Annotated in this window: 11 protein-coding genes; 8 read left to right on the forward strand and 3 right to left on the reverse strand. The window is 41.0% G+C overall.

The window, feature by feature from the left end:
* The first annotated feature begins 52 nt into the window (after nucleotides 1–52).
* Nucleotides 53–469 carry an endonuclease domain-containing protein gene (locus ACT3CD_RS08320; protein ID WP_444644719.1) on the forward strand — a complete coding sequence of 139 codons (417 nt, stop codon included), beginning with the start codon at nucleotides 53–55 and terminating at the stop codon, nucleotides 467–469.
* Nucleotides 470–1,553: 1,084 nt separating this feature from the next.
* Here the strand turns inward: ACT3CD_RS08320 and ACT3CD_RS08325 are convergent.
* The gene (locus tag ACT3CD_RS08325; RefSeq protein WP_444644720.1) at nucleotides 1,554–2,255 is read right to left on the reverse strand and encodes a DNA-binding domain-containing protein; all 702 of its coding nucleotides are present in this window, start codon (nucleotides 2,253–2,255) and stop codon (nucleotides 1,554–1,556) included.
* Between the two features lie 1,327 nt (nucleotides 2,256–3,582).
* Here ACT3CD_RS08325 and ACT3CD_RS08330 point away from each other — a divergent pair.
* From ACT3CD_RS08330 to ACT3CD_RS08350, 5 genes are all read left to right on the forward strand, one after another.
* Nucleotides 3,583–4,584 (forward strand): glycosyltransferase family 2 protein, encoded by a 1,002-nt coding sequence (locus ACT3CD_RS08330; RefSeq protein ID WP_444644722.1) that lies wholly within the window; start codon nucleotides 3,583–3,585, stop codon nucleotides 4,582–4,584.
* 38 nt (nucleotides 4,585–4,622) lie between these two features.
* Nucleotides 4,623–5,345, forward strand: coding sequence for a glycosyltransferase family 2 protein (locus ACT3CD_RS08335; protein WP_444644915.1), 723 nt, complete (start codon nucleotides 4,623–4,625; stop codon nucleotides 5,343–5,345).
* A gap of 3 nt (nucleotides 5,346–5,348) precedes the next feature.
* Entirely contained in the window at nucleotides 5,349–6,467 is a 1,119-nt protein-coding gene (locus tag ACT3CD_RS08340) for a glycosyltransferase family 4 protein (RefSeq protein WP_444644724.1), read from the forward strand.
* Between the two features lie 6 nt (nucleotides 6,468–6,473).
* Nucleotides 6,474–7,613, forward strand: coding sequence for a glycosyltransferase family 4 protein (locus tag ACT3CD_RS08345; protein WP_444644726.1), 1,140 nt, complete (start codon nucleotides 6,474–6,476; stop codon nucleotides 7,611–7,613).
* 203 nt (nucleotides 7,614–7,816) lie between these two features.
* A complete protein-coding gene (locus tag ACT3CD_RS08350; protein WP_444644728.1) occupies nucleotides 7,817–9,127 on the forward strand; it encodes an O-antigen ligase family protein in 1,311 nt (436 codons plus the stop codon).
* Nucleotides 9,128–10,059: 932 nt separating this feature from the next.
* Here ACT3CD_RS08350 and ACT3CD_RS08355 read toward each other — a convergent pair.
* Entirely contained in the window at nucleotides 10,060–10,509 is a 450-nt protein-coding gene (locus ACT3CD_RS08355) for a lipocalin family protein (protein ID WP_444644730.1), read from the reverse strand.
* Between the two features lie 76 nt (nucleotides 10,510–10,585).
* Entirely contained in the window at nucleotides 10,586–11,017 is a 432-nt protein-coding gene (locus ACT3CD_RS08360; RefSeq protein ID WP_444644731.1) for a hypothetical protein, read from the reverse strand.
* Between the two features lie 598 nt (nucleotides 11,018–11,615).
* Between ACT3CD_RS08360 and ACT3CD_RS08365 the strand changes: the two genes are divergently transcribed.
* Both ACT3CD_RS08365 and ACT3CD_RS08370 read left to right on the forward strand, forming a co-directional pair.
* Complete coding sequence (locus ACT3CD_RS08365) at nucleotides 11,616–11,759, forward strand: hypothetical protein (protein WP_444644733.1); 144 nt, start codon at nucleotides 11,616–11,618, stop codon at nucleotides 11,757–11,759.
* Between the two features lie 951 nt (nucleotides 11,760–12,710).
* Nucleotides 12,711–14,186: an ArnT family glycosyltransferase gene (locus ACT3CD_RS08370; protein WP_444644735.1), complete on the forward strand. Its 1,476-nt coding sequence runs from the start codon at nucleotides 12,711–12,713 to the stop codon at nucleotides 14,184–14,186.
* Nucleotides 14,187–14,189 lie beyond the last annotated feature (3 nt).

The following is a 14,189-nucleotide window of genomic DNA, read 5'->3' on the forward strand; positions in this document are numbered from 1 at the left end:
AAAAAGTGCTTGCCAAACATCCACAAAAAAAGGAAAGAGGGAGGTAAAAACCATGTCAAACTCAAAATCATACATATATAATCTCACCTACGGGGCTTCGAAGCTAATTATAGAACGGGCACAAAAGCTACGAAAGAGGATGACCAAAGCCGAAAAAGAGATGTGGAATTTATTAAACCAAGAGAATTTCACTAATTACAAATTTCGACGACAACATCCCATTGACATATTCATTGTAGATTTTTATTGTCATCAGGCAAAATTGGTCATTGAAATAGACGGTGGTTATCATCTAACCAAAGAACAACAAGAAAAGGATATTAACCGAAGTGCCGTATTGAAACGATTAGGAATAAAAATATTGCGGTTTACAAATGAGGACGTACACAACCAAAAAGGAAACACAACAAAAATTATTTTAGAAACACTAAAAAACGAAAGCCAGGCAAAAGATTTAACACCTGATTAGATGTGCACCCCAAAGCCCTCGCACCCCCCTAACCCCCTTGAGGGAGAACTCCCGGCGCGCCTGGCAGAGCACCTGACACATTTACCAAGCAAACAAAATATAAAAGAAACACAAAAATCCAGGAAGTGCCATGCCCCTTCCCCCCTCAAGGGGGGACCGAGGGGGGCGAGAACCCAAAAATGCTTGCCAAATATGAACAAACAAAAGCCCCCGCACCCCCCTGACCCCCTTCAGGGGGAACTACCAACGCGCCTGGCAGAGCACCTGACACATTTAACAAGCAACCAAAATATAAGAAAAACACAAAAAACCAGAAGTGCCATGCCACATCCCTCCTCAAGGGGGGACCGAGGGGGACATGGCGGGGCGAGAACCAAAAAGTGCTTTGCCAACATCTGCACCCCAGGAAAACCCCTCGCACCCCCCTGACCCCCTTCAGGGGGAACTCCCGGCGCGCCTGGTAAAACACTTAAATATTTACCAAGCAACCAAAATATAAAAGAAACACAAAAACTAAGAAGTGCCTTGCCACATCCCCCCTCAAGGGGGGACCGAGGGGGGCGGGGCGGGGCGAGAACCCAAAAGTGATTGCCATTTACGGGAAGACTGAATAGGTCGTATAGACCTGCCCTTTCAGGGCGCTAACCCGAGCGATGCCCTTTTTCCCAAGGCGTTGCCTTGGGCTGAATTTATCCGGGCTTTCAGCCCGTTCTTGAGACAGTAGTCTAAAACACCTGAAGACAGTAGTCTCATACACCCCGAGTAAATGGGATTGGACACTCTGATTAAATGGGATCGGGCACCCCGATTAAATGGGATCGGGCACCCCGATTAATGGGATCGGGCACCCCGATTAAATGGGATTGAACACCCCGACTAAATGGGATCGGACACCCTGAGTAAATGGGATCGGACACCCCGATTAATGGGATCGGACACCCCGGGTAAATGGGATTGAACACCCCGGGTAAATGGGATTGGACACCCTGAGACAGTAGTCTCATACACTTTAAGACAGTAACCTCATATAATAAAAGACCACCCCGCCATAACAAGTATAACGGGGTGGCCTACATAAATAAAATTAAGCAATAATCGAAATCTTATTGGACAGTTGACCAACTGACACCGACTTATGTGAAGGCAAAACGGTTCTCACCTCCACGTCATAGCTGCCAACGGCTAAGTCATCAGGAATAAAAAAGAGAAGTTCCGACGGCTTGTTCTTAACAAAATCGGCAATGCGTGTTTCGGTTCCGTCGGCTGCAATAAAAAAGACACCCACGGAAGGCGCTTCGCCAGCAATCTTAAGCAAAGCACCTTTTATGGAAACAATCTGACCAATTGTGGCCGATTCATTAATAGCGCCACTCTTCAAATCGGTCAGCAACTGAAGAACAGGCTTAGATTCGGTCACCGTCACCTTTTCAACCGAAAGATTGGCTACGGCTTCGATGAGACGCTGACCGGCGCGCAAATTAAGATTAATGGAATGTTTAGAACTGTTGAAACCTTCGGAGGCATCATTAAACACGCCGGCAACGGTGGGGTAAACAGAAAACAAATCGGTTTTAATGTTAAACCCACTCTTAACAATGTCGCAAACGGCCAGATTAAACTCTTCAAAAGACCCAAGGGCCTCAGCTTTTGTAACAGTGGAGCCACGACTGATCATACGCTCCACAATCTCGTCAATACCAACCGTCTGGTTGTCAAACGTCACGGCCATATAATCGTCCGGATCGCTTGTTAACGGATTTTCGATTAAACCATATCGTAATGGCATAATTAAAATATTTAAGTTCCACAGGGCCTCCTGCCTCTCGACCAAAGTGCATTACAAGGCAGGTAGAGTACAGCAGGAGGTTACCTGTCTTTTTTAACGCGTACCCATAAAAAAACCCATCCTGTTTGTCAAATCCGAATAACAACAGAGGATGAGCTATCGACACTTTTCCGGGTTTGGCAAGGACTTTTTCAATAAACTGTACACAAGTTAAAAAAAATATTTTTAAAATGACAACTGTTTTTAAACATTTGTTGCTTAATGGAATACCATTAGTGTTCCTGCACCTGAAAAGACCCCACACCCCCCTAACCCCCTTCAGGGGGAACTACCGGCGCGCCTGGTGAAATACTTAAATATTTACCAAGAAACCAAAATATAAAAGAAACACAAAATCCAGGAAGTGCCATGCCACATCCCCCCTCAAGGGGGGAACGAGGGGGGGGGAACATAAAAGTGCTTTGCCAACATCTTCACCCCGGAAAACCCCACACCCCCCTAACCCCCTTCAGGGGGAACTACCGGCGCGCCTAGTAAAACACTTAAATATTTACCAAGCAACCAAAATATAAGAGAAACACAAAAAACCAGAAGTGCCTTGCCACATCCCCCCTCAAGGGGGGACCGAGGGGGGCGAGAACCCAAAAATGCTTGCCAAATATGAACAAACAAAAGACCCCACACCCCCCTAACCCCCTTCAGGGGGAACTACCGGCGCGCCTGGCAAAACACTTAAATATTTACGAAGCAACCAAAATATTAGTGAAACATAAAAACTAAGAAGTGCTCTGCCACATCCCCCCTCAAGGGGGGACAGAGGGGGGCGAAAACCCAAAAATGCTTGCCAAATATGAACAAAAAAAAGCCCTCGCACCCCCCTAGCCCCCTTTAGGGGGAACTCCTGACGCGCTGGGCAAAGCACCTAATACATTTACGAAGCAACCAAGATATAACTAAAACACAAAAATCCTAGAAGTGCTATGCCCCATCCCCCCTAAAGGGGGGACCGAGGGGGGCGAGAACCAAAAAGTGCTTTGCCAACATCTGCACCCCAGGAAAACCCCTCACACCCCCCTAACCCCCTTCAGGGGGAACTACCCACGCGCCGGGTGAAACACTTATATATTTACGAAGCAACCAAGATATAACTAAAACACAAAAATCCAGAAAGTGCCATGCCCCTTCCCCCCTCAAGGGGGGACCGAGGGGGGCGGGGCGGAAACCAAGAAGTGCTTTGCCAACATCCGCACCCCGGAAGGCCCTCGCACCCCTAATGCACAATTACTAACACTATAAAACAGGCCCTAAAAATAAACAACTAAATACCATGCTAATTTCTATCATCATCCCCAACTATAACAAAGCGCCATATATAGAAAAAACTTTACAATCAATAATTGCGCAGACCTATCAAAATTGGGAAGCTATTGTTGTCGATGACGGTTCTAGCGATGGTTCACAAAAAATCATTCAAAAAATAGCACACCAAGACCTTCGCATTCGATTCATTGAAAGGACACAATTACCCAAAGGCGGCTCTGTTTGTCGAAATATTGGATTGAAACAGGCACAAGGTGAATACTTAATGTTTTTCGATTCAGACGACATCATGTCTCCCAATTGCCTAAAGAACAGGATGACCTCAATACAACAAAATCCCTTAATACACTTTATGGTTTTTCCTGTGGGGAATTTTTACCACAAAATTGGTGATCATAAGCACGTTTGGATACCTTCAGGAAAAAATCATTTAAAAAAATTTCTGAGTCACGACCTCCCATGGAATATAATGTCATCAATCTGGCAAACAAAATTTATAAAACAGAACATACAAGGTTTCGACGAAACATTTCCACGACTTCAAGATGTGGAATTTCACACCCGTGCATTAATGGTACCCAACGTGCAATACAAAATAGCCGACGTCAAACAGCCCGACTGCTTTTATCGCATCGACCCACAACGCAGTAATCAAAACTACAATGAAATGCTGAAAGTAATGTGGCCCGGCATTCAGATGTACATTCAAAAATTTGATTCGCTTATCAAAAACAAATCTTTAAAAACAAGATTACGAGGCACTTTGTTTTCATTTTTAACTCAGGTTAATTACTTAAAGGCCACAAAAAGAATAACAGATGAAGAATATCATTTTCATTTGGAGTGTATAAATTCTTTTGCAGAACAAACAACAACACTATTTCACCTTAAAACGGTCAATTATCTTAAAAAATATAGTTACTTGTATCAAAAAGGAGCTTGGAAAATAAAGGGTTTTAATTATCTGTGTAAAAACTATATCCAAAAACTATGTATAATATCGATATAATAATATTAAGCAATTGCATCAATGAGAATTTATTCAAAATGAACTGCGATTGCCTCAATAGCCTTTCTAGATCGGAAAGCAATTTTAAATTCAATGTAGTTATTATGGAAAGCAACAAGAACTTTCATAATTCAAACTTAAAATATCCAAAACTTAAAAATATTTCTTTAACAATACTAATCCCCGACGAACCATTTAATTACAACAAATTTCTAAACATAGGCATAAAGCACACTAAAAATGAGCTTATTGCATTTTGCAACAACGATTTACTATTTAAGCCCAATTGGCTAACTGAAATAAATAACGTAATTAAAAATCATCCAAAAGCTTATTCTTTTTGTCCTCTCAACCCATTATCAAATTGGACTCCACCAGAAAAATTCAAAACACCTCAATTAGGTTACAAAGTTAGGATTGAATTTGTAGGTTGGTGCTACGTTGTAAAACGTTTAATATTTCAAAAGATACCGCTTCATGATGAAAATTTTGATTTCTTCTTTCAAGATGATGACTTTGCCTTAACCTTAAAAAAATATGCAATTGAAAATTGGCTAGTACCAAAATCGCATGTTATTCATCTTGGAGGGGAAACAACCAGCATTACAGACGGATATAAATATAATCAAAGAGCAGTTGGAGACAATATTCGATTTCATAAAAAGTGGGGATCTCCCCGTACCATTGCTTTAAAAGACCGTTTATTAAAGTATATTTTTAAACCGTTAGGTCTAGAAATGTTGTCAAAATATATTTACTAAGGCATGAAAATCAATCATAACCATTCAGGCTATCCCGAAAAACGTAATTTCCTATACATAAAAGAAATACGTTTCACGCAAACAATTGACCTTTTTAAAATAATCAGTCATCTTTCCTTTAAAATATTAAAGACGATTCCGGTCTGGTCTCTCAATCTATATTATACCCCCTATACCAGCAGCAGAAGAGTAATCCATCTTTTTAATGGTCTATGCCTTAGTCATCAACATTGGGTAACCACTTTCGAAACTATTTTGCCTCGTTTAGGCAAAGCTCCCGGTTGGTTAACACAATTGGCAGTAAAAAAAATGGCAAAACCCAACTGCATTAAATTAATTGCATTATCCTCATGCAACTATCACATTCAAAAACAGTATCTGGAACAATATTGGCCCAAAATTGCAAATACAATCCTAAAAAAAACAGTTGTACTGCATCCACCACAAGCTATATTTTCCCAATCTATTGAAAAGAAGCAGGACATAAAAAAAGAAATAATATTCACATTTGTTGGCAATGATTTCTTTAGAAAAGGTGGAAAAGAGATCTTAAATGTATTTGAACAATTAGCAAAAGAAAGCTATTTATTTCAACTCAACATAATATCAAATTTCACCCCGGATCAATACGCCTCTCATACGACCATTAAAGATGTGAATGACTTAAAACAACGTTTCACTCAACTATCGCCAATGATAAATATTAAAGGCTCATTACCGAACGATAAAGTTATTGAGATATTAAAACAAACACATGTGGCACTCTTACCCACATATGCAGATACGTATGGTTATTTTGTTCTGGAATCACAAGCCTGCGGATGTCCGGTTATCACGTCAGACATCAGAGCCCTTCCCGAAATTAATAATGATCAATGTGGCTGGATCATAAATGTTCCTAAAGATAAGAACGGAAATGGGATACTGCTCACCAAATCCGATAGAGAGAAATTCAGCCAGATCATTACAGATCAATTATATAATATAATACAAAACATCTTTTCAAATCCGGAGGTTATAAAACCTAAAGCTGAAATGAGTCTCAAACGAATACAGACATATCATGATCCACAAAAGCATGCACAGCAGCTACTAAATATCTACAGAAACGCACTTCAATAAGAAACCATGCACCTCTCCCTTTTCACCGATGGCATCTATCCCATAGTTATGGGTGGCATGCAAAAGCACAGTTACTATTTGGCCAAATACCTGGCACGAAACGGGGTATTGGTGGATGTTTATCATACCGTTGACGTTACCAGTCAGCCGTTGGAATTGGAACAGTACTTCACTCCCAAAGAACAAAAAAACATCAGGTTCTTTGCGATTCCTTTTCCACGTAACCATTATTTTCCGGGCCATTATTTGTGGGAAAGTTACCTCTATTCCAAACGGGTTTATGAAGTTTGGCGCAGGCAACCGAAACCCGATTTTGTGTATGTGCAAGGCTTTTCGGGATGGAAATTACTAAATGCGCAACCCGAAGTCCCCACAGGCATCAACTTTCATGGTGTTGAAATGTTTCAAAAAGCGCCCGATCTGCGAGTAAAACTCGAACACCGACTTCTAAGACGTGCTGTAAAATGGAATTTAAGAAATACCAGTTTCATTTTTTCATTGGGCGGCAAACTGTCAGGGATTCAGAAAAAAATATCGCCCAACAATCAAATCATCACCATCCCCATAGGCATTACGGATGATTGGTTGAACACAAGCGACTTCAGGGTTAATGTACCACGTAAACTTGTATTCATTGGCCGGTATGAACGCCGCAAAGGCGTTGAAGAACTGAACGAAGTATTAAAAAAAATGCTGAGTGGTTCAGCCCCCCTTTTTGAGATGCATTTTATAGGCCCCATACCTGCCGGCAAACAACTTAAAAACAACAAACAGATACATTACCACGGGGCGGTTCGCGACGAAAACACCATAAAACAGATACTTCGGGATAGCGATGTGTTGGTCTGTCCCTCATGGAGTGAAGGCATGCCCACGGTAATTCTGGAAGCCATGGCCAGCGGCTGCGCCATCGTCGCCACCGATGTGGGGGCAGTAGTCGAACAGGTGGATGACTCCAATGGCTTACTAATTCCACCGGGCAACAGTGAAGCTCTGGGAAATGCACTACAAAGAGTACTTGAGCTGCCCGATGAGGAGTTAAAAAAAATGAAAAAGGCCTCCATTGAAAGAATCAAAGAAAAATTTTTATGGGAATCGGTGGCGCAAAAAAACATTGAGAAGATAAATATAATTATTGCCGGTTGAGTCATATTTAAAGCATGTCTATCCATTTTTGAGTTTATAAAATGTGAGTTTACTGGTATAAATGACCATTTTAGAAGTTAAGCATAACGAAAATAAAAATATTTTCTTGTTGGCAATTCTTAGCAACAATGGTTCTAAATCCGTTAGAATAAAAAACCACGTCTTTTACTATATTAGCAACCTCAACTGAACAATCGTAACTAATGCTTGAATACCTTCAATACGAAAGGAACAACTACCTCGCCCTCTTATTTTGGATCGCGTTGGGGATGTTTACCGGCCCACTGGTCTACATCGCCATACCGGTGCACATGCTGTTATTGCGCCAACGGGGCCAATGGCTTTGGGTATTACTGGGTTTCTGGCTCATCCTGACACTGAGCGATAGCCGGCATGAAATCTTCGCCTTTGCAAAAAACCTCAAAGTCGTTGCCATGTTAAGTCTTAGTTACCTGTCTATTACCTCCGAAAAAGAAGACGAAGCTTATCGTTTTATTACCCCATTTATTCCCTTTCTGATACTGGCCTTCATCTCGCTCACTTATAACCCGCGAATATTCTACAGTTTTCAAAAAACACTCTCGTACCTTCTTTTACTACTAGTAATCCCCGGTACTGTTCAACTGCTGTTACGGTATGAGCGCCGCCGTTTCCTGTACGGTATTGTTGTACTTGGGGCATTAATCATGAGCGTCAGCTTGCTATTAATAGCAATTGTACCCGATTTTGTTTTTTTTAATAAAGAGCGTTTCTCCGGCTTACTGGGCAACCCAAACGGCATGGGGATGTATGGGTTTCTTTTTCTGGCACTTTTCACTTATGTGCGCACCAATCACCCTACCCTTTTTACGCGTAAAGAGGTGATCTTCGTCTATGGTATTATTGTCTTATCGTTAATTTTAGCTGGGTCGCGGGGTGGTATTTTCTCGGTGTTACTTTTTCTGGCCGGGTGGCAACTCATCCGAAGGAATCCATTACTGGGATTTATCGCCATGGCAATGATCTTTGCCTCGTACCAACTGGTAATGGCCAATTTCGAAGAAATAGTTATATCACTGGGGTTACAGGATTATTTCCGGCTCGAAACCCTCGAAACAGGATCGGGCCGCGTGGTGGTAGCCGATGTGGCATGGCAAAACATCCATCAAAACTATTGGTTCAGCAAAGGATTCACCTATAACGAAACCATTTTGGCGCAGTACAAAGAATATTTTGTAAAACACGGTCATCAGGGCAATGTGCACAATAGCTGGCTCACCATGTGGCTCGATACCGGTCTGACGGGCCTTATACTTTTTGCCTATGGCTGGCTCAAAAATTTTATCAGGGCCGCCCAATTCACCCCCATGGTATGGGCCCTCCTCTTCGGCATGCTACTCTCCATTTCGGTGGAGTCATGGCTTACTGCTTCGCTAAACCCCTTTACCATACAGTTGGTCATCATCCTCTCCATGTTGTCCGACAAAAATTTCTACGAGCCGATAGAGGAACAGGAAATAGTGAGCAGTGATTAATCAATATCGTATTGTTATCCCCAAAAAATTAAAACTATCAGGTAGAAATTACATCTAATATCATGATTAAAATCTGATTCCGGCTATAGCTTTTTCAGGGCAATTACCACGACGTATATAGCTACACAGGGCGTTGCCCTGCGCTATTGCTATAAGGCTTTAAGCCTTAATCCATAAATAATAAAATTTCGTGGTTCACACTTCGCTGAGGAGGATATATCATTTCAATCAACAAAAAACTTATCTAAGCCCCATCGATAACGCGATAGCCCAAAATCCCAAACAACAAAATCAGGGTTTGCCATCCGCCTCAAGAAAAAGCCCGCGCGGCTTAAGCGCAAAAGCACAACCACTCTTAAGCCCTGAAAGGGCGACAAGCAACAGCATAGGGCATCGCCCTATGAATAAATACAAATAACGTAAAACATTTGCCCTGAAAGGGCTAAAGCCAAACGACGTAAGCCCGCCCCCCTACCCCCCTCCCGAATTATTCTCTTTAATTAGCTATATCTGCTAAATTCGCAATCAAACATCTCCACCATTACAATCCAATACGGCTATAGCCCTTTCAGGGCAATTCCCACGACGTATATAACCACACAGGGCGTTGCCCTGCGCTATTGCTATAAGGCTTTCAGCCTTAATCCATGAAGAACAAAATTGAGGTCGTCACACCAAATCTTATAAGAATAACATCATTCATAACGAACTTGATATATCAAAATTCCTTGTTCCCAGAAATACGGGGGGCTTACTTTAAAAAAAGGTGAAAACAACTATTGGTTTACAGATAGTTGTCAGTTGAAATTTTTAATTCTCCGGTTTTACCGTACAACAATGGTTTATTATAAAAATGGTTACGACAAAATGGATTATAATAAACAAAGGGCATCCTTTGCGGATGCCCTTATATATTAAAAGTCAAACAAAAATTAGTTTGCTTTTTGGTATGTTTCAATTTGTGTAAAGCTAACACCAAAAAATTCTTGATCAATAGAAAGAGTCATTTCATTACCATCAATTCTGATGTCATATTCATAGCTTTCTCCATCCATTGTGATAACAATTTTACTTCCATCTAATTCATATGATCCTGTTGAACTTTGAGTACCATACTCATCATAAGAATCGTCTTCATCACCTATGTAATTATAATGAGATTCTAAAGTATTATCATCTTTAAAAACATAATATTCTTCATAATCTGCATCTGCTTCTTCAATGGTGCTACCGCTTTCACCGGCTAAAGAACCCTCTGTTTCAGTAGAAACAAGAACCCATTTGCCTATTAAGTCGCTTTTTGACACACCATTATCATCATCATCATCACTACAACTAAACATTGCCATAGCTAAAGCCAAGCCTAAAATTAATTTTTTCATAAAGTAAGTTTTTATTTAAAATTTTGAATACACTACAAATATGAAAAATATAATTATTATATATTAAAATTTGTTTTTAAATGTTTCTATTTTTTAGTCGTTTTAAATAAGAAAAAAAAGGCCTTTTTTTTATGGTTGTCTCAAAATAATTTACCATATATTCCGGTGATGAAAATAACTGATACCATATACCCTTGATTTTGTTTAACATACCGGGTAAATACCATATATTATTAAATGCTATCCAACGGTGGCGTACCTGGGTGTTGTGCTGCTCAAAAAATAATTTAATGTTAGGAAAGGGTGCAAACAACGATTGCCAGTTACTAAGTTGATGCTGCTTTTCTTTACTCATAAACCTGCTACTCCATCCTACGGCTATAATTATTTCTTTGTTAAATGAAGGGTTTACCTTTAATACCTTTTGCATAAGTAGCTCTGCATTGCTTGCCTTATCAAATACCATAGCTATATCTATCATCCAGCCTAAACGTATACCACCCATCATATAGCCATAATATAAATGCGATGACAAATGATATATCATTAAATGAAACGGCCATAATAAAGGGATTTTCACACAGGGGGATGATTATTTTCATGGGAGTTCCATCTGACCTTAACAAACAAATTATAAACAGAAACGAACATGAATTTTAGCATTCTAAAATACACACAGGAGAATGATTAAAATTCATCGGGAGTTCCAAATGACCATTGAAAGACAAATTATAAACATATGAAACGAACATGAATTTTAGCATTCTAAAATACACACAGAAGAATGATTAAAATTCATCGGGAGTTCCATATGGCCATTGAAAGATAAATTTAATCATATGAAACGAGCCATGGGAATTGATTCACACACAGAAGTATGATTATCCTGGCGAGTTCCATATGGCAACTAAAATCAAATTATAAACAGATGAAAATTTAATGTAGTAAAACTTCCAAATGAAGTGTTATGCTCTAAAACGGAGGTATTCCATTGCCTGTTTTTTGGCTGAAGACGACTGCCATTTGCATATAGTTTTGAGTGTATTTCTATCAAATATTTATGGGGTGGCAAACGAAGGCCTCTGATATGGGCTGTTTTCTTCGGCATGATTCTTTCAAATTCGGTGGAGTCATGGCTTACCGCTTCGCTAAATCCCTTTACCATACAGTTGGTCATCATCCTCACCATGTTGTCCGTTAAGAATTTTTACGAGTCGATAGAGGAACAGGGAGCAGTGAGCAGTGATTAATCAATATCGTATTGTTATCCCCCAAAAATTAAAACCATCAGGTAGAAATTACATCTAATTTCATGATATCATGATTAAAATCTGATTCCGGCTATAGCCCTTTCAGGGCAATCTTCACGACGTATATCACCACACAGGGCGTTGCCCTGCGCTATTGCTATAAGGCTTTCAGCCTTAATCCATGAATAATAAAATTGCGTGGTTCACACTTCACTGAGGCGGATATATAATTCCAATCAACAAAAAACTTATCTAAGCCCCATCGATAACGCGATAGCCCAAAATCCCAAACAACAAAAATCAGGGTTTGCCATCCGCCTCAAGAAAAAGCCCGCGCGGCTTCAGCGCAAAAAAACAACCACTCTTAAGCCCTGAAAGGGCGACAAGCAACAGCATAGGGCAACGCCCTATGAATAAATACAAATAACATAAACCATTTGCCCTGAAAGGGCTAAAGCCAAACAACGTAAGCCCGACCCCCTAACCCCTCCAGAATTATTCTCTTTAATTAGCTATATCTGCTAAATTCGCAATCAAACATCTCCACCATTACAATCCAATACGGCTATAGCCCTTTCAGGGCAATTTCCACGACGTATATAACCACACAGGGCGTTGCCCTGCGCTATTGCTACAAGGCTTTCAGCCTTAATCCATGAATAACAAAATTGCGTGGGGGCGCCTTTCGCTGAGACGGATATATTATTTCAATTAACAAAGAACTTATCTAAGCCCCATCGATAACGCGATAGCCCAAAATCCCAAACAACAAAATCAGGGTTTGCCATCCACCTCAAATAAAAGCCCGCGCGGCTAGAGCGCAAAAGCACAACCACTCATAAGCCCTGAAAGGGCGACAAGCAACAGCATAGGGCAACGCCTATGATAATAACCACAAGTCTTCCATATTTTTAAACTTTCAATACCTTTATGGTTCAAAAATTATGGATTATGCACATTAAGAACACCTCCTTCTTTTATATCCTATTAATACTGGCCGCTCTTTGGCATTTGTGGAGTCTGCAATACAGTCCCATACCCTGGTTTGATGAAACCTTTTTTGTCTCAATCACCAATTCCTTACTCAAGGGCAAAGGATTTCTGCTGGAAGTTTGTCCCATTCAAACAGGCGGACAAGAGGTACTGGCCTATGGGCCCGTATATTTTCTGCTAACCGGTTTATCATTTAAACTGGGCGGATTCGGGCTGTTTCAATTTCGTATTGTATCCCTGATATTTGCGGGTCTGTCCATCTTCGTTTTCAGCAAAATACTTACCAACTACAAAATACCCACACAACAATCGCGCTGGCTGGTGCTGTTAATCGTCTTCGACGTCATCGTCAACCGAAATAGCCACAGCGGGCGGATGGATATGGTAGCACTGTTTTTTGCTCTCGGTGCATGGTGGAGCATGTCGCACCCCAAACCCACCTGTTTCAAGACGGTACTTATGGCCTTATGCGGCGTCACGGCGGTGTTAACCACCCCACGTATCGCCATCATTGTGGTTCCGCTCTTTATTTATGCGCTGATTCACTTTTTTAGAGAAAAGAGATGGCTCGCGTCGGCCATCATCACCGTCTTGCCCATTTTCATTTATATGATATGGGTAATATACGCCTTCCAGGATATTTCAAACTTCCTTCAATATTACATTGCACCCAAACAATTAAATGCAGACAGCTCCATTGTTTCAAAATTTCTGGGCGGCAACTTCTTCATACCATATCACCAATGGCCGTTAATACTAACGGGGCTTTTGGCTGCCGGCAGATTAATGGCGCCCAAAAATCAACGATTACAACATCTGTTGTTCCTGTTGCCTCTCGCCCTCTTTTACTCACTGGTACGCGACACCGGCGCCTACAGTGCGCTGATAGTCCCCTTCTGGTACCTGATAATCGGGCTGGCCCTGACGTCGGCGATGAAGGAAAATCAGAAGGTCGCGAAAACCCTGTCGTATGGATTAATTGCTATAGCCATAACCAATATCAGCATTTTTGCATTTACAAGCGCAGCCATCATAGGTCGGCTTCCGCAACGCGACCCGCGATCCATCCAGGCATGGGTGAAACGTCACATTCCCGAAAACGCCAAAATAGTAGGCGACGATCGTTATTATTATGCCTGTATGGAAAATAACTGCGACTATCAATATATAAACCGGGTAGGAGACCACGACGTCAGGGCAAAATACCATGCCACCAGTTACCGGCCCGATTACCTGTTTATATCCCAACTAACGCCCAAAGAAATCATCAGTGCATACAGGGCACAATTCAACTTTTTGGATTCCCTGAATTATACCCCGCCCCCATTAAATCCCGTCATTAATAAAGTGATACAAGCACTACCCCTTAATATACAAGCCGATTACAAAGGCACATTGATCACCGTTAAACCAAAACAATCAACCAATCAATAACTC

Source organism: Geofilum sp. OHC36d9 (assembly GCF_052400685.1).
Taxonomy (GTDB): domain Bacteria; phylum Bacteroidota; class Bacteroidia; order Bacteroidales; family Marinilabiliaceae; genus CAZHHH01.